This window comes from Candidatus Dorea massiliensis AP6 (genome assembly GCF_964245105.1).
In the GTDB taxonomy this organism is placed as follows: domain Bacteria; phylum Bacillota; class Clostridia; order Lachnospirales; family Lachnospiraceae; genus Laedolimicola; species Laedolimicola intestinihominis.
In genome coordinates, this window is record NZ_CAXTKW010000005.1 from 154,015 (window position 1) to 179,850 (window position 25,836).

Annotated in this window: 29 protein-coding genes; 4 read left to right on the forward strand and 25 right to left on the reverse strand. The window is 43.7% G+C overall.

Features of this window, described 5'->3' with window-relative positions:
- Window positions 1-4 precede the first annotated feature (4 nt).
- The 15 genes from ACESZP_RS07045 to ACESZP_RS07115 form a co-directional block, all read right to left on the reverse strand.
- Window positions 5-1,639, reverse strand: a complete 1,635-nt coding sequence (locus ACESZP_RS07045) for a recombinase family protein (RefSeq protein WP_009259818.1) — start codon at window positions 1,637-1,639, stop codon at window positions 5-7.
- Window positions 1,640-1,807: 168 nt separating this feature from the next.
- A complete protein-coding gene (locus tag ACESZP_RS07050) occupies window positions 1,808-2,059 on the reverse strand; it encodes a DUF6870 family protein (protein WP_009259817.1) in 252 nt (83 codons plus the stop codon).
- Between the two features lie 115 nt (window positions 2,060-2,174).
- Window positions 2,175-2,960, reverse strand: a complete 786-nt coding sequence (locus tag ACESZP_RS07055; protein WP_009259816.1) for a DUF6551 family protein — start codon at window positions 2,958-2,960, stop codon at window positions 2,175-2,177.
- Window positions 2,957-3,961, reverse strand: a complete 1,005-nt coding sequence (locus ACESZP_RS07060) for a ParB N-terminal domain-containing protein (protein ID WP_009259815.1) — start codon at window positions 3,959-3,961, stop codon at window positions 2,957-2,959. Before ACESZP_RS07060 ends, ACESZP_RS07055 begins: the two co-directional genes overlap by 4 nt.
- A gap of 4 nt (window positions 3,962-3,965) precedes the next feature.
- Window positions 3,966-4,166 (reverse strand): hypothetical protein, encoded by a 201-nt coding sequence (locus ACESZP_RS07065; RefSeq protein WP_008394675.1) that lies wholly within the window; start codon window positions 4,164-4,166, stop codon window positions 3,966-3,968.
- Window positions 4,163-4,540: a type II toxin-antitoxin system PemK/MazF family toxin gene (locus ACESZP_RS07070; RefSeq protein ID WP_009259813.1), complete on the reverse strand. Its 378-nt coding sequence runs from the start codon at window positions 4,538-4,540 to the stop codon at window positions 4,163-4,165. Before ACESZP_RS07070 ends, ACESZP_RS07065 begins: the two co-directional genes overlap by 4 nt.
- 479 nt (window positions 4,541-5,019) lie before the next feature.
- Window positions 5,020-5,286, reverse strand: a complete 267-nt coding sequence (locus ACESZP_RS07075; RefSeq protein ID WP_499708522.1) for a helix-turn-helix domain-containing protein — start codon at window positions 5,284-5,286, stop codon at window positions 5,020-5,022.
- 406 nt (window positions 5,287-5,692) lie between these two features.
- Window positions 5,693-5,911, reverse strand: a complete 219-nt coding sequence (locus ACESZP_RS07080; protein WP_083831477.1) for a hypothetical protein — start codon at window positions 5,909-5,911, stop codon at window positions 5,693-5,695.
- Between the two features lie 26 nt (window positions 5,912-5,937).
- A complete protein-coding gene (locus ACESZP_RS07085; protein WP_009259811.1) occupies window positions 5,938-6,132 on the reverse strand; it encodes a hypothetical protein in 195 nt (64 codons plus the stop codon).
- A gap of 42 nt (window positions 6,133-6,174) precedes the next feature.
- The gene (locus ACESZP_RS07090) at window positions 6,175-6,789 is read right to left on the reverse strand and encodes a LexA family protein (RefSeq protein WP_009259810.1); all 615 of its coding nucleotides are present in this window, start codon (window positions 6,787-6,789) and stop codon (window positions 6,175-6,177) included.
- A gap of 141 nt (window positions 6,790-6,930) precedes the next feature.
- Window positions 6,931-7,353, reverse strand: coding sequence for a hypothetical protein (locus ACESZP_RS07095; RefSeq protein ID WP_499708525.1), 423 nt, complete (start codon window positions 7,351-7,353; stop codon window positions 6,931-6,933).
- Between the two features lie 114 nt (window positions 7,354-7,467).
- A complete protein-coding gene (locus ACESZP_RS07100) occupies window positions 7,468-8,442 on the reverse strand; it encodes a helix-turn-helix transcriptional regulator (protein ID WP_009259808.1) in 975 nt (324 codons plus the stop codon).
- Window positions 8,443-8,464: 22 nt separating this feature from the next.
- The gene (locus ACESZP_RS07105; RefSeq protein ID WP_009259807.1) at window positions 8,465-9,076 is read right to left on the reverse strand and encodes a hypothetical protein; all 612 of its coding nucleotides are present in this window, start codon (window positions 9,074-9,076) and stop codon (window positions 8,465-8,467) included.
- A gap of 13 nt (window positions 9,077-9,089) precedes the next feature.
- A complete protein-coding gene (locus ACESZP_RS07110; RefSeq protein ID WP_009259806.1) occupies window positions 9,090-10,466 on the reverse strand; it encodes an NYN domain-containing protein in 1,377 nt (458 codons plus the stop codon).
- Between the two features lie 68 nt (window positions 10,467-10,534).
- Window positions 10,535-11,227, reverse strand: coding sequence for a hypothetical protein (locus tag ACESZP_RS07115; protein ID WP_009259805.1), 693 nt, complete (start codon window positions 11,225-11,227; stop codon window positions 10,535-10,537).
- Between the two features lie 142 nt (window positions 11,228-11,369).
- Between ACESZP_RS07115 and ACESZP_RS07120 the strand changes: the two genes are divergently transcribed.
- Window positions 11,370-11,687: a helix-turn-helix domain-containing protein gene (locus tag ACESZP_RS07120; protein ID WP_009259804.1), complete on the forward strand. Its 318-nt coding sequence runs from the start codon at window positions 11,370-11,372 to the stop codon at window positions 11,685-11,687.
- Between the two features lie 42 nt (window positions 11,688-11,729).
- On the opposite strand, the gene ACESZP_RS07125 is transcribed toward ACESZP_RS07120, so the two are convergent.
- A complete protein-coding gene (locus tag ACESZP_RS07125; RefSeq protein WP_044944828.1) occupies window positions 11,730-12,677 on the reverse strand; it encodes a site-specific integrase in 948 nt (315 codons plus the stop codon).
- Window positions 12,678-12,850: 173 nt separating this feature from the next.
- Here ACESZP_RS07125 and ACESZP_RS07130 point away from each other — a divergent pair, with 173 nt between their 5' ends.
- A complete protein-coding gene (locus tag ACESZP_RS07130) occupies window positions 12,851-13,912 on the forward strand; it encodes a restriction endonuclease subunit S (protein WP_499708528.1) in 1,062 nt (353 codons plus the stop codon).
- Here the strand turns inward: ACESZP_RS07130 and ACESZP_RS07135 are convergent.
- Entirely contained in the window at window positions 13,905-14,525 is a 621-nt protein-coding gene (locus ACESZP_RS07135) for a restriction endonuclease subunit S (RefSeq protein ID WP_237925689.1), read from the reverse strand. The two genes, ACESZP_RS07130 and ACESZP_RS07135, sit on opposite strands and share 8 nt — an antisense overlap.
- A 139-nt stretch (window positions 14,526-14,664) precedes the next feature.
- Between ACESZP_RS07135 and ACESZP_RS07140 the strand changes: the two genes are divergently transcribed.
- Window positions 14,665-15,828, forward strand: a complete 1,164-nt coding sequence (locus ACESZP_RS07140; protein WP_499708530.1) for a restriction endonuclease subunit S — start codon at window positions 14,665-14,667, stop codon at window positions 15,826-15,828.
- Here ACESZP_RS07140 and ACESZP_RS07145 read toward each other — a convergent pair.
- The 8 genes from ACESZP_RS07145 to ACESZP_RS07180 all read right to left on the reverse strand — a co-directional run bounded on the left by ACESZP_RS07145 (window position 15,821) and on the right by ACESZP_RS07180 (window position 25,218).
- The gene (locus tag ACESZP_RS07145) at window positions 15,821-17,023 is read right to left on the reverse strand and encodes a restriction endonuclease subunit S (protein WP_499708532.1); all 1,203 of its coding nucleotides are present in this window, start codon (window positions 17,021-17,023) and stop codon (window positions 15,821-15,823) included. The genes ACESZP_RS07140 and ACESZP_RS07145 overlap by 8 nt on opposite strands.
- Window positions 17,024-17,025: 2 nt before the next feature.
- Window positions 17,026-18,594 (reverse strand): type I restriction-modification system subunit M, encoded by a 1,569-nt coding sequence (locus ACESZP_RS07150; protein ID WP_009259798.1) that lies wholly within the window; start codon window positions 18,592-18,594, stop codon window positions 17,026-17,028.
- Window positions 18,595-18,606: 12 nt separating this feature from the next.
- Window positions 18,607-21,372, reverse strand: coding sequence for a type I restriction endonuclease subunit R (locus ACESZP_RS07155; RefSeq protein WP_009259797.1), 2,766 nt, complete (start codon window positions 21,370-21,372; stop codon window positions 18,607-18,609).
- A gap of 84 nt (window positions 21,373-21,456) precedes the next feature.
- Window positions 21,457-21,663: a helix-turn-helix domain-containing protein gene (locus tag ACESZP_RS07160; RefSeq protein ID WP_009259796.1), complete on the reverse strand. Its 207-nt coding sequence runs from the start codon at window positions 21,661-21,663 to the stop codon at window positions 21,457-21,459.
- Between the two features lie 332 nt (window positions 21,664-21,995).
- Window positions 21,996-22,469 (reverse strand): YolD-like family protein, encoded by a 474-nt coding sequence (locus tag ACESZP_RS07165; protein WP_085954559.1) that lies wholly within the window; start codon window positions 22,467-22,469, stop codon window positions 21,996-21,998.
- Between the two features lie 31 nt (window positions 22,470-22,500).
- Entirely contained in the window at window positions 22,501-24,030 is a 1,530-nt protein-coding gene (locus ACESZP_RS07170) for a Y-family DNA polymerase (protein WP_499708534.1), read from the reverse strand.
- Between the two features lie 71 nt (window positions 24,031-24,101).
- The gene (locus ACESZP_RS07175) at window positions 24,102-24,410 is read right to left on the reverse strand and encodes a hypothetical protein (protein WP_009259793.1); all 309 of its coding nucleotides are present in this window, start codon (window positions 24,408-24,410) and stop codon (window positions 24,102-24,104) included.
- A gap of 19 nt (window positions 24,411-24,429) precedes the next feature.
- Window positions 24,430-25,218 carry a hypothetical protein gene (locus ACESZP_RS07180; protein ID WP_009259792.1) on the reverse strand — a complete coding sequence of 263 codons (789 nt, stop codon included), beginning with the start codon at window positions 25,216-25,218 and terminating at the stop codon, window positions 24,430-24,432.
- 289 nt (window positions 25,219-25,507) lie between these two features.
- Between ACESZP_RS07180 and ACESZP_RS07185 the strand changes: the two genes are divergently transcribed.
- Window positions 25,508-25,825, forward strand: a complete 318-nt coding sequence (locus ACESZP_RS07185) for a helix-turn-helix domain-containing protein (RefSeq protein WP_009259791.1) — start codon at window positions 25,508-25,510, stop codon at window positions 25,823-25,825.
- Window positions 25,826-25,836: the final 11 nt, after the last annotated feature.

The window sequence follows — 25,836 nt, forward strand, 5'->3', positions numbered from 1 at the left end:
ATGTTCAGCCAGCCGCAGCTGGCCTTTCTTCAAATTCCTGGACATAGCGGAGCGCCAGCTCGTATTCATCCCGGTATTTGAATTGAATCTCAATCGCTTTGTTCTCGTAAATAAAAATCCGGTCTACCAGTGCCACCAACACCCGGCGATCCAGCTCCGAAATATTTTGGAACTGAGCAAACGCCTTTACCCAGGCACGGTTCGTCATACCGGTAGTTGCCGCCTGCGCCTGTTCTTTCTTCATACGTTCCACGGTTTCAGATTTCTCTTCAATCCGAGCCGTATAGGCGTTGCGGAACTCTGTATACTCGCTCTTTGTAATCACGCCATCTGCCAGATCTTCATAGAGCCGGAGCTTCAGTTTCCTGTACCGTTCGATTTCTTCCTCTACTTTGACAATCTGTGCTTCATAGTTGAAAGATTTCCTTTTTTCCAGAGGAAGACGTTCGATAAACGCAAGCACCTGATCCAGGTGCATAACGGTTTCAATCTGGTCATGGATTGCATGGAATACAACTTCCCGCAGTCGGTTCTCACTGAAAGAATGGGGAGAGCAGTTCTTTTCTTTCCGATGTTTTCCGCAGACATAATAAATATACTTTTTCCCACTGCGCGTCACAGTCTTTCTCACCATACCCTGCTTACAATCCCCGCAGTAAAGGAATCCGGAAAACAAATAATGCTGTCCGCTGTCATCCGCAGCCCGCATATCCCGTTTGAGCAGTTCCGACACCACCATGAAATCATCCGGTGAGATCAGCGCTTCATGGGTAGCTTCTGCATGAATCCAGTCTGCTTCATCTTTCAGACGAATATCATGTACCTTGTGGTTGGGCGTTCCTCGCTTGCCCTGAGTCAGGTTGCCTAAGTAAACTTCGTTCTTCAATATTCTGGCGATGGTGTTGTATTCCCATTGGGGAACATCCCGCCGCCGAAACGCTGTCTGAAATCTTACCCCTTGCTGGCGTTTGTGTTCCATCGGAGTGGGCACACCGCTTTGATTCAGCCGCTGTGCAATGCGCAGGATGGGAAAACCGTCCTTAAACATTCCGAAAATCATGGTTACGATCTCAGCTGCATCGTCATCCACCACCAGACGGTTTTTATCCTCTGTGGATTTCTGGTAGCCATACGGAGCGAAAGAGCCAACATATTCACCTTTCCGGCGCTTCACTTCCAGGTTGGTTCGGATTTTTACCGATATATCCCGGCAGTAAATGTCGTTTACCAGATTCTTAAACGGCAGTGTGATAGCATCCGAAGCACTTCCCGGTGCCAGACTGTCATAACAGTCATTGACGGCAATATAGCGGATGCCCAAGGACGGGAAAATCTTCTCCAGATAATTTCCTGCCTCAATGTAGTTTCTGGAAAACCGGCTCAGATCCTTGCTGATTGCACAGTCAATTTTGCCGGAGCGCATATCCTGAAGCATCCGCTGAAATCCCGGACGCTCCATGTTGGTTCCGCTGTAACCGTCATCTTCATCGTAAATCTCCACCAGTTCCAGGTCTGGATGGCGGGAGATGTACTCCATGCAAATGGCCTTTTGACTGGATATGGAATTGCTTTCTCCGTGTTCGTTGTCCTCACGGGAAAGTCTCGCATAGATTCCCGTCCGATAAATCTTTTCTGGCACTATAAAAACCTCCAATCTTTCTAATGTATCATCACAGAAAGACGGAGGCTGATCCTACTATAAATGCAGGAGTACAAGCCCCAGCAAATCGTGGCTGCGGCTCGTGTTCCTGTTTTGTTTTTGACCCGGTTTTATCTTACCATCCCGGCAGAACATTTGAAAAGGATGTCAACTGCCGGAGAGATACACGCTGTTGACACGCTCCTCTATGGTTGGGCCTTTCGGCTGGAACGCCAGCTTCACAACAATGCCTCCGTCTAAGTAACAGTAAGGATTGCGGATTTGCCGGATATGGGATTTCAAGCGTTCCTCATATCCGGCGTCCGGGTCTAAACGGACGCTCTCGCGGTCAACCAGCTGGGAGCGGTCAACCGTCCGAGGGTCTACGTTTTTCATTTCCTCTACGGATTGATACGCCACATGATTTCCCCCTTCCATCTTATGATGCGGCTCAATAAAATAGTCACGGCGACCTCCCTTCCGGGGTTCGTTATTCTATACCTATTACGGGTCGGTCTTCTTTATCCGTCCGGCATCAAAATTTCAGGGGAAGCATATAGCGACGGCTGTTACCGTTATACATCCGGTAGACCTGGTACATATACTTTTTGTATCCAGCCATATTTACTCCGAGGGAACGACCTTCCCGGTAAATAGTAAGCGGATCATACCGGCGCAGCTGCTCTACCAGGCGCTTAGGACTATATTCATCGTGATATAGATCTACGAAGAACACCACGCCAAGCAGAATCTCAAAGCGAAGAGAATCCGGAGCGCCGTCCCAGGCATTTACAATGTGCTGCATCCCTTCCTTATAAATTTTTTCGCCCACCTTCTTGTAGATGGAGTAGGCAGTGCCAACGCAGCCAATCCGGTACTTGCCTCTGTCCTGGTTGTAGTCCAGCCGCAAGCCAACATCCTCCGTAGCTTTCAGGAAAGCCACCGCATCCGGGTCATTGCCGTAAATCAGCGCACGCAGTTTCGCACCGGCGGTGAGCTGGGCGGAAGTACCAGTCTGCTGAGCAAACAAAATAGCTTCATCCAGTTCGGAGAGGCCATAGAACACTTTGCAGCGGATGGGTAAGTCCTGACCGCCGTTGCGGAGCTTCCTGGCGGCAATGGTGTGCTGACCGTCAAAAACATAGTAGTGGCCGTCACGGAAGCTGACCTTCGGGTCATTGGCGATATGCTCGTCAAATTCTGCCGCAATCTTGCGGACACGGTTGGGATTCAGTTCCCGCTGATAAGCGTTACGAGGGACTTCCAGGTTCTTGCTGTAGATCATCATCTCGTCAAAGGGGCAGTTAATCAGGTTCTTCATGTTGGTTCCTCCTGTTCGATTTTGTTAATAAATTGAATGGCTTCTTTGAATATTTTCAGTACCTTGCGGCGGTACGATTTCTTATTTAAAAGACCCGGATAGCTTTCAAAGCAGCGAAGACATCGGCGAATCATGGTGGATACCGCGTCCTCCAGTTCGTAGAACATGGTACTTTCATCGGCCAGTTCTTCCGCCGTTTCCATACCGGAAGAAATCGCAAGGATTTTTTGGATTTCTGTCATGGGGCGGGTAGGAAGCTCAGATTCTTCCGGCTCTGGCTGAGCTTCATCATCAGTAATTGATGAAGGCTCAATCTCTGTCGATGCTTGCTGTTCAACTGAGACTGGTGCTTTATCTGACATTAGCTTTGACTGACGTAGCTGTTCAACTAAAGCTGGACGATCATCAGGATTGGCTTTGGCAATAGCTGCCACAGCAGTATCCGTGGGTTTAATGGAGCCTGAAAGCAGTTCCTCTTTGATGCCGGGTTCTATTTCCTCGGCAGCATCGACTCCCTTAGCATAACGCTCAGCACGACGGACATAGCTTTCGCTGGTATTAATTTCTCGTGCGATGCATTCACTGGTTCGTTCGGATTTTTGCTTCGGGTCATTTTGACCCGAAGCACTTTTGCCTACTAAAGCGTATTGATTTCCTCGGAAGCAATTAGCCAGCTTCTCCGCTTCATACCGCTGTCCAATCAAATATTTCTTCTGCTGTGGTGTCAAATTTCGACGACCAAGCTGGTTACAGCAAATCCAAGCAATGGCGGCATAGCGGTCAGGAAACTCCTTTTCAAAGACTGTGTATTTGATTTCCGGATGTGCTTGAATAATACGAAAGCGATTGTGACCATCTACGATGCAGCCGTTCCAGACAATCAACGGATTCAGCACAACGCCGTCCTGGAGAATATTTTCTTCCAGCAGCTGATATTCTTCCTCAGTCAGAGGTGGAATTTTAGACTCGAACTCTGGGTCAATCCGCAGTAGTTCATCCATCTCTTCACCCCCGTTCCGATACCGGCGTTACATAGTAGTCATAGCCCATGCGAATCTGGCAGTAGGTGCAGATTTCCTTTACTGTCTGCCTGTAATTTGCCCGCCGGATACGATAACTCCCTGTGATCTCGAAGTTTTCCCGGCAGGTGGGGCAAAGACAGATCAGGGAATTCCTGTCATTTCCTTGCCGGGTCAGGCGCGTCATACACTATCCTGGGAAAGCCCCAGGCTGGCACATACCGCTTTATCAATCAGTTCCATCTGAGCTTTGGTCAACCGCCCAGCGTAGCCGCGTATGCGGTGCTTATCGATCACCCGTAACTGTTCCAACATGAACAAGGAGTCTCCGTCATACTTCATTCCGGGAATCTTGCTCAGAACAACGTGTGTCGGCAGATATGGCTTTTTGTCGGCCTGCTTTGTAGCAGGTGTGACGATCAATGTCGGTGAATAGAAGTTGCCTACGTCATTCTGCAGGATCAGCACGGGGCGGATACCGCCGTGCTCACAGCCATAGGCAGGATTTAAGTTTGCGAAGTATATCTCTCCGCGATGATATTGTTTGAAATCTCGATCCATTGTGTGTACTCCTTTCTTGTGGGTATGTTAAAGGAGCCAAAACACGGGAATAGCCTTCCCGGTCATGGCTCTCGAAAATTTCTTAAGCGGTTATTTTCTCACATTTGTCCTCGACGCCCCTGAGAAGCGGGAAATCATCAGGCGGCAGCTTGCTGGGCTGCTCCATAGGCATCTAACCTCCCCGCCTTCCTTGTGGCCGGGCTGCGAATTACAGAAGTATCATTATCCCTGTATGCCGTCCTGGCCCTGCCGGTTGCAATCCGGTATTTTGTAGCAAGTATGGTTCGCTCGCCTCCGGGTGGAAGGTCATGGCGTACTGCCTGTCCGGCTCTGACATACGGTAATGTACCTGATGAATGAGTATTCGGTTTTCAAGGTTCCCAGCCGGTGTTCCCTGGCTGTGATTAAATTGTAGCCGAATCCAAATTGTTTCCAGAGTGACTTGTTGTCACGGTACTGGTCGAGTTTGTCACGGTAGATTAAAGAGAAGCCTTCAGCTGTCCAATCTGACCCATTATGTTTTCCAGTTCTCGCTGGATACGCTCCGTGTCTGAATATTTCACTCGTCCAAGGATCAGATAGTCCAGAGATATGTCAAATGTAATAGCAAGTTCAATCAGCAGGTCGAGTGAACCACCGCGTCTTCCGTTTTCCAGTGCCCTGTAATGATCCAGACTAATATTCAGCTTGTCGGCCATCTGTTGCTGTGTCTTGCCGCATTCCATACGCAGTTTTGAGATTCTCATTCCACATTCCATCGGATCGTAATACATAATTTTTCCTTTCCGCCTGTGCGAAAAGCGGCAAAGGATACAAACTTCGCAGCGTTTTCCCATCTCCCAGCCTGAAAATGAGCGCAAAAAGAGAAGGGTACCGATACCGCACCTTCCTAAAACAGGATCAGTGCAATATTTGTATCCTCAGCCCTTAATGCATATCAGGCTTTCGATATTTTTTGAAAGCCCTGCCGGAAACAAAAGAAGGCCGCCGACAGAGCCGGACTCCAAAATTGGAATCCAATTCTGCCAGCGGCCTCTCATGTAATGTCTGGTTAAACCTCTGGAACTGTTAAGGTATGTGACCTGGAGCAGGATTTACACAGCCTGTTTCATCTCAACCTGTCCGTCGTTATACCTGTGTATTCATTTTTTGTCAGAGACTGGCGAGCCGCCCAGTCTCATTGACTTCACCTTTGGGGGCGTAGATGTCAATTCGGTCATGCCGACGCCCCATTACTTTTCTGACCATTACTGCATGGCATTTTGAGCATTCCACCTTGATCGTGCCGCTGGAATTTTTATATCCAACGGAGATTTCACCGCAATTTGGACAATGCCATGAGAATGGTCGCCAAATTTCTTTTTCCTGCATAAGTCCATCCTCCCGCCATGGCCTTGTCACTTTGTTGACATCAAAAATTTCTCTGCCAGCTCCCTGCCGGTATAAACAGGGATTGGCTTCGTCTTAGCATATGCCAGTATCTGCACTGCCTGATGGCAATGCTCGCACTCCATCCAGCCATCCGTTTCATCCAGATAGAGATTATGGTTCAGCTCCCCGCAGATTGGGCAGCGCACATCGTAGGTTTCCATTGTCAGAACACATCCTTTCCTGATTTATCGTAAAGGCCAGTGTTACAGGGCCTTGATGACGTGTTTTGCCACGCCCTGTACAATGAGCTGCTTCACTCGAATTTCTTTGTCCGGATACTTTGTTTGATTCGCATATCGAAGAATCACATCTCCGTTTTCCTCATCAATTCCGCCAAAGGTTTTCAGAGTGTTCTCATTGTCCTCATCCAGCGCGACGACAATATCGCCGACCGTCGCTGTATCTTGTATTCTGATAACGATCAGATCTTCATCCTCGATGCCCGCATCTACCATGGAGTCGCCTTTAGCGCGGAGAATATAGAATTTACCCTCTCCAAAAATGGATTTGGGAAGGCTTACATATTCCTCTACGCTTTCCTCCTCACGCTCCGGGTCACCACAGCGGATACTGCCAACCACCGGTGCGGAAAAATACCCGGAGGTACATTTGCCGACCTGCTTTGTCACAATGGTTTTGCCATCATAGGAAAGCATACCGCGCTCATTCATGGCGACAAGGTAGCGATAGGAAGTCGCCTTTGACACGCCAACGCCTTGTGCAATCTCATTTACAGACGGAGAGGCGTGGTGTTCACGGTAATACTGGTCAACAAAGGTACAGATTGCATTCATCACTTCCGGGTTCTTGCTTCTCATGGTCATTCCTCACATTCTAAATGAAACGGCTCGTTTCAGATATTTATATTATAGCGAACGCCTGTTCTTCTTTCAAGGGATATTTTGCCAGAAAAAACGAGATGTCGCCGTTTAGCGACATCTCGTGCGAAATATCATTGTTTATTCGATTTCTTCCCATGGTTCTAATCCCATTTCCTCCCAGGTCACGCCATAGGGAGCGCCGCCGGAAGTATAACCGGCAATAAAGAAAAATGTATCATCCTGTTCGGGAAAAGGAATTTCTTTTGGCTTTTTCTGTCTGTGTCCTTTTGTTTTGCGCTGTTTCTCCTTTGATGTGCTCATTGGGTCAGCAGATGGTTCATTTTTCGTTTTGGGAAGCAAGTGCTGCGGCAAACCGGATTCTTGTAATCGCTGGAGAATATGTGGACATTTTTTCTGATATTCATTCAGCACTTCGCCATAAGAAATCCAGAATCCAAGCCCCTGAATGCGACAGTATACCCGCTCAGCAATTTGAACAACTTCATTATCATCCGGCGGCCGCTTCTTTTCCTGCAGAAACCGATCGGTTTCCCGATACATCAAATCGGAGATACGGGCTTTTTGCTTCTGCTTTAGTTCCTTATATTTCTTATTTGGATTGTTCATTCGTTGTCGGTTCATACAGTTACCGTCTCCATTAACTCTGAAACAGACTCATTCCAGCGCAGCCCTCGCCATCCGATGATATTCATCCAGTACGAACGCAGGGCTTTCTATCTTCATTCTGCCGCACCAACCAAAGACCCAGCGGTAAAAAGTTGGGCTGGTACAAACCAATACTCTTGCTCTGAAATGATTGTCATCTACAGTTTCCGTCTCTACATCCAGACCAAAGTGATCTATCAGATGTTTCATCAGGCTGTTTTCACAAAGCAGTGATACTTCGACCGGTTCTTCCGTATCATACATCCGGAATACCTCACGCGAATAATTTGCCAGATTCAGATTGTCTTGTGCCGGTGTCGCTGCCTCATCAAGAATTTCCGGCTGTCTGCTGATCCGGTCTACCCGGAAGGTATTGATTTGATTCCGGCGATGATTCATACCAAGGACGTAGTAGAAGTCACCATCCCAGATCAACGCATAAGGACTGATAACATACGGTAACCCATCGTTTTTCAGCACCCTCTCTTTTTGAGTATTGTAATCCGTATAGTAGAATGAAATCCGTTTACCTTCGTTAATCGCATCATTGATTGCTTCGACAATGTAGTAGCTTTTTTCGTTGTCCGATTTAACACGTCCGGTCACATATAGATTGCGCTTGAGCTTTGCCGCATTGGCTTCACTGGTAAGCGCCATCAGTTTAGAAATCAGTACCTGGCTTTTGCCTACGGAGATAAACTTTGAAGACTGCACCGCATCAATCAGCAATTTCACTTCCGGCAGTTCAAACAGACGGTCATTCAGATAATATTTCTTTTCACGGGAACGAATCTCCATCACTTCAAGGCCACCGGCGTTCAGCAGTTCTATGTATTTAGGGATGGTTGTCCGATGCAATTTGATTTGATGATAGGTTTCCATCATATCAATCAGCTCTTTGGTGGAGACTGGATGATCTACATCGGAGTGACGGAGCAATATCTGGTACAGATATAAGACTCTTAGCTGGTGATCAGTTTCCATAATTATTTACATCCTTTGATTTTTAATTAAGTTCTGCCATAAGCTTCTCTCGATATGAGCAGTCCAGAACACATCGGTGAAACTCTAAAAAACGTCGGGAATCAAACAGCGCTTCTCCAAGTTTGTATAAGCTGCTTTCCTTAAATTTCAACGGCGTATCACCTTCAACATTAAAAATTGCCCATTGCAGTGCGGAGGATGCTGCATCCGATTGTAATGCTGGCGGGACGAGAGCTTCCGCCATTTGAGCAGCAACATGATTCCCGAACTGAGACTGAATCTGTTCTGCTGCACAATCCTCATATTCCGTTTCAAATGACAGGCCTGTATCTATTTTATCATAACTGTCTGGTGACTGCTTCTCCAATGTTATATAAATGTCGCCTTTTCCTGTCGTAATATCAATATGCTCAGAAAGTTCTAATTCAAATTCTACTTGATTGAGTTCTGACTGAAAAACAAACATCTGAACGATGCAGGCACTTATCGTTCCATCATCTTCCTCCGATGATAAAAAAGACAATGGATTGTACTCAACACATTCCCATATAGCTGGGTTCTTTTGTGTGAGTGTCAATAAACTGTTTAATAGGTAATTCTGTTCTTCATCAATAAAATCTGGTTTATTTAACATTAGGTTGCGCCTCCTATCTTTTTAATTCAATACTTACGTTGCCTTCTGAATCTATAACGAGATGCATAGGGCGGATATATTTATCATAGAACTGACGTTTTTCAGCTTCGGTCATGGTAAGTCGGGTAATGCGCAGAGCTTCTGCAAACATATCGTTTACATTTAAGTGAATCGAATGATCCAAATACCGGTACATTTCTTTGAACAAAGCACTCATTTTTATACCATCTGCATTCCCTGAATAAAAATCATCAATATAGCAATAAAAAATACCTGATTCTGCAAGGGCTTGTTTCATTGCATGGCTGCATTTTTCTCTTTCTACCATAACGAGAAAGCGGGCTTCTGGAAGTGAAGAAATCAATCCCCAGTAATCGGAATCGCTGGATACAATAATAAAGGAATCTACATGATTTTGATAGTGTTCCTGACAGGCCCTTGCCGTCAATTTAATGTCAACCAGAGATTTGTTTTGCTTCACACGTTCTGTCAAAATATGCTCTACAGAAATCTTTGTAAAGTTATCCAAAATCCTCCAGGCCGATGCTGTATGTATATCGTCGAACAAAAGGATTCTCGATATTTTTGCCGTATTCCTATAATCTAAGCCTTTCAGGGTAGCACACAGTTTATATGGATCGGAGTTTTCACAATCAACAACGATAACTGCTTGTGTACTGTCACCAATAAACTCCTGAATACTTCCTTTTACATAAGTGCTTACATCTGAAACCCGGTTGTACTCGGTAAACGTGTCTCCATGCCATCGATACAAAAGAGTGACAAATTTCTTGTCATTATACAAGATATTTCCCTCATTTGACGGATTCCAGTTCATATACATCTGGTAAGGATAATCTTGTTTGTGCTGATAGTAGAGCGTTGCGGCGTTTTTCGTACCTGTTTCGCTAAAGCCATCTGGCATAATAAACAGATCCTGGATATATTTCCAGTTAAGCCATAGCGGGAAGAAGGGCTTGCAGTTATTGATTCTATTTGAAATAATGCGGTTAAGCTCGATAATGTGCTGAAACAGCTTCGTACTTGATTTTTTGACGAAGTAAATCCCCTCTGACTCCAAATAGCGCATACTTTCCGCCGGGACGTATTCCGGCATCGATAGAATGGATAGATATTCTGTCTTCATTTTCCGGTTGATTGTCCGATAGTTTCTCTGTATGCTCGTCCGGATAATGGATAGATGGCGAATAATTCTGGTACTCTTTTCGTTGTCCATCTGAGCAAACACTTCTTGTTCCGGTGGCTCATGTATATTCTCAAAGATTCGCTTCGGCACCCCTATCAGATAAGCAATTTTTGAAACAAGTTCATGGGTGCTGTCCTGGTAAATCTTTTTTTCATTTGAATCTGAAGAAATAGCAATGTCCATGTGAAAACTCCTCGTATTGCGGTTTTATCTATATCCATTATAGCAAAAAAAGTTTAACTGGCGTAGATTTATTGATACCTTTCCGGGCAGTAGAAAATAAGCAAATCCATTTGATGGGAATCTCCGTCTGAATCATCTGAAGTTCTTAAATCGCAGGATACATAAAAGTCATCAAACATAAACGCAGTTATGTTCCTCTCAAGCAATCGAATTTCTTCTGTCTCGAAGTTAATTACCCCCATACCGAAAGGGTCATCATTCCAGCACTCTTCAAGAGTCTGATTTAGACATTCTGTACAAAGAAAATCAGCCGCTTCGTCTATGTTCAATTCTTTATCATTTTCAAAATATATGGTAGCGTTAGCATAACCTCGGTCATGATTGGGTGTAATGTAGGCAGTAAAGCCATTTTCTCCCGTATTTTGCATACTGGTAGTCGAAAAGCCCGCTGGCTCTTCAATCAAATTTCCATAATCATCATAGCGGTTAATTTCAATCGGGACAAACTCAAATGTATTCAGACTGATAATACCAAGATTGGTTTGACCTTCGTAAAAAGGGAGCAGAGATTGTTCAGGAGTTCCGCACAGATAACATTTTTCAGGTGCGGTATTTGAAATATACAGTCCTTCCTCTGTTTCGGAAATCGCTTCCATTTGCATATCTTGATCTCCGCCAGAGTCATGGCATCCAACTGCGCATAGACAAATAAATGCCACAAGGATACCCATTCCGAACTTATTACGTTTTATCCTTGTCATTTGCTTCCTCCCTCGTATCTGAACATATCATATGATAATTTAATAATATCCAATACAATCAGACAGGTCAATCGAAATATATAGTCATACCAGATATAATTTACCGCCTTGTGGGATACAATCGTATAAAAAGGTGGTCGCTATGTTTGAAGATTTGTTTTATCAGCGTTTAATAAAATTACGAACAGAAAAAGGTGTCTCTGCCAGGGATATGAGTCTTTCCATTGGCCAGAGTCCCGGATATATCAATTCATTGGAAAATAGAAATGGTTTTCCATCAATGCAGGTGTTTTTCTATATCTGTGAGTATCTCGGCGTCACTCCAGCCGAATTTTTTGATGACGGCAGCGATCACCCTGTTGAGTATAAAGAAGTGTTGGACGAGATAAAATTGTTAAGCCATGAGAATCTAAAGAATGTGATGGCAATCGTCAAAGCTCTAAATCACAATCAAACATGAGCAGCGCCAGTCAGGGAAACCCCGGCTGGCGCTTTTCCATAGCTACAGTAACTCATTTAGTAGATTCATACACTTCACCTTTTGCTGAAGGTTGGCGCTTCCGTAGACATTCAAGGTAAAGGAAACATTTTTATGCCCCAGAATCTCAGAGAGCGATTTAATGTCAAATTCTGGTATTTCGATTGCCCGTACCGCAAATGTATGGCGGATCTCATGAAATTTTACTTTTTGCAGCCCGTTTCTTTTGAGAAATCGCGCAAAAAATTGCCGGTATGTACGTGGTTCAGTCGGTTTTGTCTTTCCGGTCAAAAAATAGTGATTCGGATTTTCTGTGTAAAACTTCTTGATAATGTTCATAAGGAGCGACGGAACAGGAATTGTCCTGGCCGATGTCTTTGTCTTAGGCGGCCCTATATGAAGATAGGATGACTGTTTCCGCTTATCATAAATGCGCTGCACAGTCTTATTGATGTTAATTGTCTTATCTGTGAGGGAAATGTCCTTCATTTGAAGTCCACAAAGCTCGCCGATCCGAACCCCAGTAAACAGTGCAATTAGAATACCCGCCGTTTTTCTGTTCAAATCCATGTAGATGCACTGAATAAGGGTTTGTTCCTGATCTTTGGACAGTGAATTGACTTTTTTGACTCCAAGTTCTTTGGGGTATTCGATGAGATCCCAATTCAACAATGGAATAGCCCGCTCCTTATAAGCATACTCCATTGCAAGTCTGAGTACAAGAATAACATCACGGATCGTCTTTACAGTCAATCCGCCTGTATTGTCCAACCGGCCGGAATTATGGAGATAAGTAATATAGCTCTGAATATCCGCCTCAGTGATACTGCCAATCTTACGTTTACCGAAATATGGAATAAGATGATTTTCGGCAATTAGAGTAAAGCTGGCATGGGTTGACGGTGTGATCATTGGTTTCTTTTGATTTAACCAAGTGTTCAGCAACGTCTTAAATTGTGTATTTTTAGTCATGTTGACCACCTCCACAAACATTATCATGTGGAGATGCAAACAAGGCATTACCATCCTCAAGTAACGGTCTCGAAAAGTATCCGAAGCTGCGGTTTCCGGGGTTTGATGAGCCGTACATGGAATGTCGAATAGGTGATATTTACTCAGAGCGTAGTCAACGAGGAGCTGACGATATGGAGCTTTTGTCTGTTACATTAAACGATGGAGTAATGCCTCGTTCTGAGATTGAGGGAAAAGATAATTCGAGCGAAGACAAAAGCAATTACAAGGTTGTTTGCAAAGGGGATATGGTATATAACTCTATGCGTATGTGGCAAGGAGCAAATGGTGTTTCCGACTATGATGGGATCGTCAGCCCTGCATACACCGTACTAATGCCCAACAAAGAGATTGATAATCGTTACTTTGCTTCGCTGTTCAAGACTCCTAATTTAATAAATGAGTTCAGAAAATACTCCCAGGGATTGACCTCTGATACATGGAACCTTAAATACCCACAAATCCGTTCTATCAGGCTCTATATTCCTTCTCTACAAGAGCAGCATAAAATCTCCGTTTTCATTAGTACGCTTGAAGAAAGGATAGGCATACAACGACAGCTCGTTGATTCCCTCAAGAAGTATAAAAGAGGACTACTTCATGAGATATTGTGTGAAAAGATTAAAGTTACGAAATCAGTATGGAATGTTCATAAAATTGGCGATTATCTAAACTCAAAAAACATAAAACAACTTCCAACTCCCGATGCACCACTTATGGCTTTCACAGCAACAGGAGGAGTATGTGATAAAGGAGAGCGTTATGATCGAGGCTTTCTTGTAAAAGATGCAAGCACAAAATTGTATAAGCGTACTGATCTTAATGATTTTATATATAGCTCAAACAATCTGGATGTAGGATCTATTGGACTTAATTTGTACGGATCTGCGGTTATTTCTGATGTATATGAGATTTTCTCGATTTCCGGTGCTGATCCGTGGTTTATAAGTGAAGCAATTCAACAGAAATCTGTGCTTCATCAAATACTAAAATATCGTCAAGGTTGTCTCTACGGACAGTATCGAATATATGCAGAAGATTTTCTGGAGGTTTCAATTCGAGTACCTCCCCTTGAAACCCAAAAACAAATTGGTACAATTTTCTCAAGAATAGAATACAAAATAAAAAGTGAGCAGGCACTACTGGACAATCTTGAACGCGCAAAAACATTTTTCTTGCAGCAACTCTTTATATGAAGAGTTGTTGCAGGAAAGCTTTCCTCTGATCGACAAGAAAAGAGAGCATTTTTTCATGATTAGAGATTTGTAAATCAATGTTCAAAAGAAATGACGCTATTTTCGATTGAATTTCTTTATCTGGGACAGTGCATTTGAGTTTTAGTAGCTTATTTACAGCAAGGCCGGGTTGTGCTCCTTGATCTGAATATTGACCGAGTTTCATGAAGTAAAGTAAAAACAATAAAAACTTAGTGTCGTTCTCATCATTTGCCTGAACGGCAATAGCGTGTTCAGACAAATAGTTCTTGCCCTGAATAAGCCGAACATTCCCGCATAATGCGCCCTGTCTTCCTACTACAACATATTCACCTTCATGACTATAATGGTCACAATACCCTCGTATACCATTTCCACCATACACAGCATACTCTCCAGTTTCGGTAATGAGTGATGCTGATATGTTTCGCCCGCTTCTGAACTCACAACACAAATCAGCAAGTGTCTTCTCTGTCCATGTGGCTTCAGCAGCAAACTTGTTACATTTGCCGGAAAAGATGTAGGTAATGACACCTCTTTTATACTTCTGTTCAAGTATGCAGAAATGCTTTATGAACGCCGAAATCCCTTGCAATAGCAGATTTTCCTCTGCTATTGTAAGGGATTTTGTTATGTTGATATATTGATTTTAACTATCAGAATAAACCTCAAGTAACGGTCTCGAAAAGTATCCGAAATTGCGGTTTCCGGGGTTTGATGAGCCATACAGAGTAGTGACATTAGGTGAAATATCTTCTATGATCAAAAGGTCTGATCCACAGTCCAATGCTCCGGTTATGATGCTTAGTGCCGGGAATGGATTTATTATGCAGTCTGACAAATACTCCAGAGACAATGCTGGTCAAAGCCTAAAGAAATATATTCTTTTGAAAAAAGGTGAGCTGGCATACAATCACGGTGCTTCAAAGGCTAAACAATTCGGTTGCTGCTATGAATTGCAAGAGGAAGAAGCTAGAATACCATACGTCTATCACTGCTTCAAAGTTTGTGACACCGAATATACGCCTTATGTTGCTTTGGAGTTAAACAATCCAAAGATGGATAAACAATTAAAACGACTTGTTTCATCTAGCGTTCGGATGGATGGACTTCTCAATATATCTTATGAGGAATATATGAGTGTCCAGGTGTACCTACCAGCTTACTCAGAACAAAAGCGAATTGCAGATTTTATTGAAAAATTGGATGAAAGAATCGCAAAGCAGGAGCAACTTATTGAAGCTCTCAAGAAGTATAAAAGAGGTGTATTTGAGGCGATTTTTTCTCGTAAGCTGCGCCTTGTCCCCAAAGAAAAGCAAAAAGATTGGAAGGTTTTCAAACTCAATGAATTTGCTTCACGAATAACAAGGAAAAACAACGGTGCAACTGATATTCCGCTTACAATTTCCGCCCAATATGGGCTGATAGATCAAAGAGATTTCTTCTCTAAGGTGGTTGCAAGTGCTGATATGAGCGGCTACTATTTGCTCCGGAAGGGTGAATACGCATACAACCGCAGCACTTCAAATGAATATCCTTTTGGCTCGATAAAAAGGCTTGAGCTTTACAATGAAGGTGCTGTGTCCACTCTCTATCTATGCTTTTCAATAAACGAAAAAATAATAGTAAGTGATTTCGCAAAATGGTACTTTGAGTCATCTCAGTGGTATAGCAGCGTAAATAAGATTTGTTCCGAAGGTGCAAGAAATCATGGGCTTTTGAATGTACCCACAGACGGATTTTTCAATACAACGCACATCCTTCCGAGTGATATTAAAGAGCAGATGGTTATTGCTACATTTCTTTCCTTTATTCAAGGGAAACTTGAAAGATCACAAGAAAATTTGGACCAGCTAAATCAGTTGCGGAGCGGACTAATGCAAAAGCTCTTTATATAAAGAGCTTTTGCATTAACCCCGTTTTTAATCCTTTCAAATAAATGAGCACCGAGTCCGTATAAGTAATCTTTTTGTCCACCCTTTCAAGAAGTGAGACTGCTTTATGCTGAACGGAAAAGTCCGGGATAAAGAACTCTGCTTTTTCAATATTAGACCATTCTGCTCGTGGCATTTTCGTTCCTGAACTAATGTTTGCAACCTGAAGAAACTGCTCGGTTTGAGTGAGATAGAACAAGAACTTTGGTAAAACCACATCTGACGGAATAAGCGTCCAGATCTCCGATGAGCATACCATCATTTGCTCAGCAAAAGCATATTTGCGAAGGTAAGGTCGCAATTTGCCAAAAAGTGTGTCACCGGGCCTCGCTATATTTTTAATACTACCTTGCTTTATTGATGGAACCGTAGCAAGAATTTTTCCTGATTCCTGTTCGATGTTTTCCAATTCTACACATGGATATTCGATGCCGGAAGAAGGATCATATTTCTCGCTTCTCCTTTGAGCGATCTCTGAAAAATAGTATCTTTTTGTTGTGCATCTCTGAGTTGACTTTTCACTGAACAAGTGCGAAAGTAGTCCTCTTTTATACTTCTTCAGGTTATCTACGAGAGACTGCTGTGCTTCGATACGACGATCCAGAGCGATGAGGAAATCTGCAATCTTTCTTTGCTCATCAACGTTTTCCGGCAGATAGTGTTTTGTGTCAAAGAAATCTTCGGTAGGAACATTCAAAAGCCCATGATTTCTTGCTCCTTCAGCAGAGATCATATAAATTTCACGGTACCATTTCAGAGAGTCAAAATAAGCTTTTATAAAGTCGCTGTCATGCCTTTTGAGTGCAAAACAGATGTAAAGCGTCGATAATGCCCCCATCGGGTAACGATCCAGACGCTTGATAGAGCCGAAGTCATAGCCCACGGAATAGCTCTTATTATAAGCATACTCGCCATTCTTGAGGAGATAGTACCCACTCATATCTTTACTGGCAACAGTCTTATTGAAGTAGCTTACCTGATCTACAAGACCGTCCTTAGATGAAATGGTTAGTGGAAGATCGGTTTCATTTTTGCTGTTTTTTCGCGTTACCCGGTCCGCGAAATCAGATAATTTTTCAGCTCTCCACGGCTCATCAAACTCCGGAAACCGTAGCTTCGGATACTTTTCGAGACCGTTACTTGAGGATACATTTTCCATAATTATTTGCCCTCCACATCAAATGGGAAATCCAGCCCTAACTCATCGAAATACGGCTTCAATTCCGCATCAATATCTTTCATTTCACGCTGGAGTTTGCGAATTTCCACAGCCACTTCATTCAGATCAATTTCTTCTTCCGGCTCAAAAGTGTCAACATAGCGGGGAATGTTGAGGTTAAATCCGTTATCTTCAATCTCCTGCATTGTTGCCACATGAGCATACTTATCGATATCCTCGCGGCGCTGATATGCGTCCACAATTTTATCAATATCACATTGTCGAAGGATATTCTGATTTTTCCCGGCTTCGAAGTCCTTAGAAGCGTCAATAAACAAAATGTTATTTGCATTACCGTTACGTTCTCTTTTTAGGACGAGAACACAGACGGGAATGCCCGTGCCAAAGAAGAGATTTGCCGGAAGACCAATAACGGCATCCAACACATTCAGCTTTTGGATAAGATGTTTACGAATCACCTCTTCTGCAGCACCACGGAATAGAACACCATGAGGAAGAAGGACAACAGCACGTCCGTCTTCATCCATGTGATAGACCATATGCTGTACAAAAGCAAAGTCTGCCTTGCTCTTCGGGGCAAGTTTACCGTATTCGTTGAATCGAGGATCTTCCATAAACTTCATATCAGCAGACCATTTTGCAGAATACGGTGGATTGGCTACCTGAACGCGGAATTTCTTCTCACCAAAATAGTCATGTTCCAGGGTATCTCCATTATAGATGTTGAAATTACGGTATGGAATGCCGCGCAGAATCATGTTCATTCTAGCGAGATTATATGTGGTCGATGTAAGCTCCTGCCCGTAGTAGTTTCTGACATTTGCGTAATTTTTCAAACGTAGCAACAGAGAGCCTGAACCGCAAGTCGGATCAGCTGCATCCTTTACATCCGTCAATCCAAGGCAGGCAATACGGCAAAGCAACTCGGCAGGTCCCGAAGGCGTATAAAACTCACCGGCTTTTTTACCAGCAGTTGCTGCAAACTGTCCAATCAGATATTCGTAGGCATTACCCAATACATCAATTTTTGTGTCCTCCACTCCGAAATTGATTTCATCGAGAGAAGATATAATTTTTGACATAACGGCACTGCGATCCTTAACTGTATGTCCAAGCTTCGTGGAATCAAGTTGCATATCAGAAAACAAGCCGTCAAAGTCATCCTGAGAGTCGTTACCGATGGTAGACTCCATCAGCGAGTTGATTGCCTTCTGTAAAAACTCAATGTCAAAGGAGCGGTTCTCCACCATTTTAACCATCTTGCGGAAGAGAAATTGCGGCTCAATCACATAGCCGAGGTCGCGCAGCGCTTCCTCTACAACAGCTTCTTTGTACTCAGGATCAGCCCATGCCTCTTCATAGCTGATTCCATCATCTTTTAAAAGGTTGACCATGTACTTCTCGGTTTTGTCCGAAAGGTAATAGTAGAAAATCATGCCTAAGATGTAATTCTTGAACTCGTAGGCTTCCATATTGCCACGAAGGGCGTTTGCCATTGCCCAGAGCTTGTTGCAAAGCTCTTTCTGATGAGCCTGAATAGAATTGTCCATTTCACATTCTCCTTATTGGTATTTCTCTGCGTGTTTCCTGATAAACTCTACGATACGGTTGACCAGTGAACGCTTCTTCAAGAGCGGCATCGGTTTTGTAAGCCGGTCGCGGATATTCCCGGCATCCATCGTGCCGGAAAACTCATATTCTGAGATGAAATCAGTAAGCATCTTAGAGTCGATGTCCTCTTGTTGTGCAAAGGCTTCAATCTCTTTTTGCTTTTCTGCGTTCTCGAAATCATTGTAGGCAGCGTCAATTTCATCGGCGCTGTTAAGCCCTGCGACAACCGTATCCAAGAAGGATTGCAGGATTTCAACCTTTTTAAGCAACTGTGGGTTGTCCGTCCTACCAAGTTCATCTTTGATATGTTTGATGTCATAGTCCTTTTGCTTCGCATCATCAAAGTGGATATTGCGGATAAGGTTCATGATGTAGGCAACATTGATTCGGTCGCTCTCCATAAGCTCAATACAGAAGTCCACATCATTCAGAACAGATACAACCTCACGGTCTGCTTTCTGTTTTGAGTAGAGCAGCATATATTTGCTTTTATAGTCCTGATACTCCTGCTCAGACATCGTGAGTGCATCCTGGTCAAAGCTGAACTCGATAAAGGTATGCAGCGATTGCAAATACTTTGTTAGTTCGCGGAAAGTGACAACGAAGAGCTTTTGGTCTTCTTCACTTTGCATGGTGTCCACAGCTGCAGGAGTATCAGCGATCTCTTTCAGTTTGATGACCATTTCGTTAAATTTCTCGACGAAGAAGTTATAGTCCGGTACAATAATGCCGGAGGTGTCCTGCGTCTTTGAAAACAGGGTAAGCGCATCATCCGTCTGCTTTTTAAGGTTGCGGTAGCAAATAACAATACCGAATGGCTTAGTCTCTTTCTCTACACGATTCGTGCGGGAATAGGCTTGTAGCAGGTCGTGATACTTCAAATCCTTGTCCACATAGAGGACAGAAAGTGTTTTACTGTCAAAGCCAGTGAGGAACATATTGACTACAAGCAAGATGTCCAGCGGTTTCGTCTTCTTACCTTTTACACGGTCGGAAATATCCTTGTGGTAAGCTGCGAAAGTATCCGTAGAAAAGTTGGTGCTGTATATCTCATTATAGTCTTTGATGATCCGCTCCAAAGCGTCACGGCTGTGCTCGTCCTTGCCTTCCGCATCCTCATTCTGCCCATAAGAGAAAATCCCGGAAATGTTAAGGTCATGCTTTATGCTTTTAAAAATGTCGTAATACTTGACCAGCGCCTCAATCGACGAAACAGCAAAGATCGCGGTGTACTGTCTGTTTCGCGTTTTTGCCTTATGGTTCTGGATGATGTGATTGGCAATCAGAGACATACGCTCTTCGGACATATAAAGCTCGTTGACATCAATGGCATCCGCCAGAGTAGGATCATCCCAGTCGAAATCGCCCTCCATCGTCTTTATGTACTCCACATGGAAGCCGAGGACATTGTTGTCAAAGATAGCGTCTTTGATCAAGTAGTTGTGGACGCACTCCCCGAACAGCATTTCTGTGGTTTGCGTGATTTTTCCTTCTACCTTTCCGTTGACTTCAAAACGTGGCGTTCCTGTAAATCCAAAGAATTGAGCCTTCTGGAAATGCCGCACAATATCTTTGTGCATATCTCCAAACTGACTTCTGTGGCACTCGTCGATGATGAAAACTACTTTCTCATCTTTGTATGCATCCATAATCTTTGCGTACTGCGGACGCTTGACGGCATTTGCCATCTTTTGCATGGTGGTTACAATAAGCTGCCGGTTTTTGTCTTGCATTTGCTTCACAAGGACATCAGTGCGGTCAGTCGCATCCACTGATCCGTTTTCAAACTTATTGAATTCCTCCGTAGTCTGAGAATCCAAGTCCTTACGGTCAACGAGGAAAATAACTTTCTTAATATTTGGATTGGCCGCAAGGATCTGCGCCGTCTTGAATGAAGTAAGCGTCTTGCCCGCACCGGTTGTATGCCAGACATAGGCGTTGCGATTGGTCAGTGTTGCTTGCCGGACGAGTGCTTCAACAGCATACACCTGATAGGGACGCATAACCATAAGCAGCTTATCCGTATCGTTCAGAATCATATACCGCGCCAACATTTTGATAATGTGATCACGGGCAAGGAATACTATTGAAAAATCCTTCAGGTTGGTAAGTCGGACATTATCAAAGTCCGTCCAGAAGAAAGCAAGGCTGTGAAGCATCTCACGGTCTGAATTTGCAAAATACTTCGTGTCTACTCCATTGGAAACAATGAAGATCTGGATATAATGGTAAAGTCCATTGTACGAATGCTTCTTGTAGCGCATCACCTGATTAACCGCTTCTCGGATGTCAATGCCTCTACGTTTCAATTCCACTTGAATCAGTGGAAGTCCGTTGACAAGAAGAGTTACATCGTAGCGATTAACGTACTTCCCGACAACGGTGGTCTGATGTGTCACCTGAAAAATATTCTTTGTGTGATCATTGGAAAAGAATGAGAGATAAACCTTCGTTCCATCCTCTCTTTCCAACACAAATTTATCCCGAAGTATCTTCGCACTCTGAAAAACTGATTTTCCGAGCATCAGGTTAAGAATGCGTTCCCACTCTTTATCAGTAAGGGGGTTATCGAGTTTATCAGCATTAAACGTCTCAAACTGCACTTTAAAATTCTCGACCAACGTATCATAGTCAGGAATAAAAACGGTACTATATCCCTGCTTATTCAGTTGATCAATAAATTGCAGTTCAAGCTCTGCTTCACTTTGGTATCCCATATCTTCATCTCCATTACTTGAGGATCATTTTAATTTGGTATAATTTATAGATCGCCCTATTAAGTCCTATGTTCCCAATGGTGCTTATTCATCATTAGTAAATTCCATTATTTCCTCAACAGAGCAGTTAAGAGCTTTACAGATTTTCTCTAAAACTTCTGTCGTCACGTTCTCTCCATGACTTAACTTATAAACTGTATAATGACTGATGCCTGCTTCTCTCTCTAAATCGCTCTTTTTCATGTCTTTGTCAATCAAGAGTTTCCACAGTCTTTTGTAACTTACGGCCATTGTAGTACCTCTCGTTCCAATTCAAATCGCAGATTATCAAGATCATACATTTTATTTTATCAGAGAAAATTCGGTTTCTCAAGTGGTTTGTTTGCGTTCGATAACAAGGCCAGAATAACACAATCGTAGGATTGCACAAATTGGCGAGCAGGGCCTTTGTATATACAAAGGCAAAAATACCGGTGCGGCTTTCCGGGCTGCATCGGTATTTTTCTCGTTGGGGAAATCCCCAATCCCCTTGAAGATCCGTATCTGGCGATACGGGGCTGCGCATTCGTCCCGAACGCTTTACGCTACGCGTTCCATCGAAAATACGGTATAACAATCAGAGCTTAATCAAAATCTGTTTCTGACTCATTGGCGATTTCATAGATTTGTCCGTCTATATCGAGAATACAGTCAACATCAATCCGCGTCTTATCCATCAGAATCACTTGCTTTTGGTAATCATCTATTTTCTTAATCTGTCCGGAAATCGTATGGTAAGAACCGCCAGCTTTTCTCTGATCCGGAACAAAGTAAGTAATTGTAAGCGCTGGCTTTTCTCCGGGATAATCACAAGCCATCTGTAGCTTATAATCCAGCTCTGCTTTTTCCGATTCAGAAAGTTCCGGCTTGCGATCTGTCAGCCGAGCGGTTTCCTTTATCACCTCACCATATCCGGTCAGCGCAGCGAATGGAGAAAACTGGGCCGCCCGGTCTATCATCGGCATCCTGGGATGCCGTGTAGAAACGTGATGGGGATGATTGATAATGTCATCATAAGAATTTTTTGTGTTATCTCTATTTAGCAAAATAATTATCACCTCTTCCGGATATTTGCTGGCTCAAATATTTCTATGCTTTATGACCTCCAATCTGCTGATTGCGGTCTTTTGCCGTCGCCCCTTCCTGCAAATTCATTCCCTTCAGGATTGCATTCTTGCCAAATTTTTTCTTGATTTCCAGCATGGCCTGCTGCATTTTCCGCTCCTTCTCCAGTTCCTCATTTTCCTTTTCCTGCAGGTTTTGACGAGCGGAATAGTCTGTAAATAAATCTAGTTGCTCGAAGCTATTTTCACTTTGCGCCTGTGCTTCGGCCTCAGTGATAACATGAGTAGCAGCCATGTTAATCCTGCGTACCAGAAGATCTTTATCTACAATTCGATCAAACAGATCCATCACAGCCTGGGTAATCAAACGGGTGGAAGAAGTATATTTTTTCAGATTGGCAGTACCGTGGGCGTGCTTTGGAATGCTGCGGCCATATCGGTCTGTCTTGATTTCTCCATGATACTTCTTTCGTCGCGCCGGGTCTTTCAGATTATCAATATCATAACCGACTGTCAAAACAATTTGGTTTGTCACAAGCCCTTTATCCACCAAATCCAGTACCAGCAGGTCGGTCATTTCCCGCACTACAAGTTTTGCTTTTTCAAACGAATATGGACATTGCAGCACCTGACCGGAACCGACACTGTTACTTTCCGGTTTATACGCTTTGATGTCAGCAATCGTGCAAGGCTCCCACCCCCAGGCATGGTCAATCAATAATTCTGCATTGATACCGAAAAGCTGATACAAAAGTTCCTCGTTATAGTAGTCACATGGTTTACCTTCCGAACAGCGGGCTATGTCGCCCATCGTATAAAGTCCATGTTCTTCCAGCTTCTTTGCGTATCCTTTTCCCACCCTCCAGAAATCGGTCAAAGGGCGATGTGACCACAGGGAACGGCGGTACGACATTTCATCCAGTTCGGCAATCCGGACACCATTCTGATCAGGCGAAATATGCTTTGCCTCTATGTCCATCGCAACTTTACAGAGATACAGGTTCGTGCCAATTCCGGCTGTCGCAGTAATTCCAGTAGTGTCCAGAACATCAAGAATCATTTTCATTGCCAACTCACGGGCTGTCAACTGATACGTTCTTAAGTAACTGGTTGCGTCAATAAAGACTTCATCAATCGAATAAACATGAATATCTTCCGGCGCGATATATTTGAGATACACCCCATAAATCCTGGCACTGATTTTCATATAATGTGCCATCTGCGGCGGTGCCACCACATAGTCTACAGCTAAAGCGGGATTTGCTTTCAGTTCTCCATCCTGAACTGAAGAACCTGTCAGTTTCCGTCCCGGCGCTTTTTGCTGCCGTAAGGAGTTGACCTCTTTGACCTTTTGCACGACTTCAAACAGTCTGGGTCTTCCGGGAATCCCATAGGATTTCAAAGCCGGAGATACCGCAAGGCAGATGGTTTTCTCCGTCCTGCTGGCGTCTGCGACCACCAGATTGGTTGTCATCGGATCAAGACCGCGCTCCATACATTCAACGGAAGCGTAGAACGATTTCAAATCTATGGCAATATATGTTTTATCTGACATTGTTCGACGCCTCCTTCTCATCAGATTTTAGACAGGTGCGGCATCCGGGCAGTAACTATTTTTTCAAACTCTCAATTTTCCGATTCCTCTATAATGCCATAGTCAATCAGTACATTCGTCTCTGCGTAGTGCGGATAAACAATCCCCATCATTTCATAGTTATATCGCTTCACTTTTCGGAAACTCTTTATAGTTTCCGGCGCATAGGCAGATGTTTCACATCCAGCATATTTGGTGTCACCAGCCAAATCATCGGCCACATCCTTTATCAGTGCGTCCTCTACGTCTTCAATCGTACTGCCATACTCGACAGCAACTAATTCATGCTTTTTCACATCTTTGTCCAGGTCACCAAAAGAACGATACAGTTTGTACTTCATAATAATAGCCTCCTTCGTCTTAAATAGTTTCAAGATACTTGCTGATTTTCAGCTTTAATTCAGCCAGGTATTCTTCAAAATATACACTGATTGCCACCGGATACACCTCATCCAGTGCTTCCAAAATCTCTTTGATCTGCTCATTTCCAATCCTACAGAATCGCTTCATCGGCTCAAGGTAGAATGGGTATACTGCCGGTATCTGAGGAACGCCAAGATGCTTCGCAACCACTTCAGCACCAAGTCTTGCAGAAGATGAAAAATCATCCTGTTTGAATGCGTTCAGTAGCATTTTCAGGAAATGGATTAGCAAAGTATCCTGCTTTTTTAATATTGCTTCGGTCAAATCACTAAGACGGAAGCAATCCGTAAAATCAAAGCCAACAAGATTTCCGTCAGGCGTTGCTGCTATCTGCACCGCATCAATTTGCTCGAACATGACCGCCAAAGCATAGTGACAGGCATACTCAAAAGCCATATTGATAGAATTTTGCAGGTCTTCCGTTGTGAATGGATGCAGTCCTTCCAAGTAAGTGATTCCAACAACATAAGGTGTCTTAAACGGCCAGCTCTCTTTGCGGGCGCTCTTTTTTACCAGGAACGCCTGCGGAACCGGAATTTGCATTTCCTTTGCGAGCCGGGAATATACGAATTCACAGCAGGCTGAACATGGCTGTTCCTGCTTTACGATAAGAGGTGCCAGACCTTCTTCTACCGGAGTTGCCAAAAGCAGTTGCCCGGAAAAACCCTCATGGCTAAATGGCTGATAGAGATAATCCCTGCTGTCCACAAAAAATTCATTGTCCAAACCAGTCACCTTCCTTGTTGAGATGTTATTCTGCTGGCGTTGATCATCTGCTTATCAAAATTATAGCAGATCCAATCAAAAAAAACAGTCCAAACCTACTCGAAAGCAGTCAAACCCATTTTCATATACATAAATATATCCATCCCAAACACCGCGGATCGGAATACAGATAAATTCACGCAATTCGTTCTTTAGCACTATTTCATGTTCTTTATCTTCTGTATTACACAGAAGATGACCGATATACTAAAGAGGAACGAGAAATAGTTCTAAAGGAGGAGGTGACGAGATGGACGCACAAGCTGTTGGACAACGGATCAAAGCTGCCCGTGAGGCAAAGGGACTAACACAGGAAGGACTGGCAGCGTTGGTCGATCTCAGCCCCACTCATGTGAGCGTAATAGAACGAGGTCTTAAGATTCCCAATCTGGATTCTTTTGTAGCCATCGCAAACGCACTGGGCGTTTCCGCAGATTCACTGCTGATTGATGTAGTTGACCATGCCACGGAGAGCGCAGCCTGTGAGCTATCCAATCGGATTTCTCATCTGCCGCATCGGGAGAGAATGAAGATCCTGAATGCATTCCGCATTCTGACAGAAGAATAAGAAATATCAGG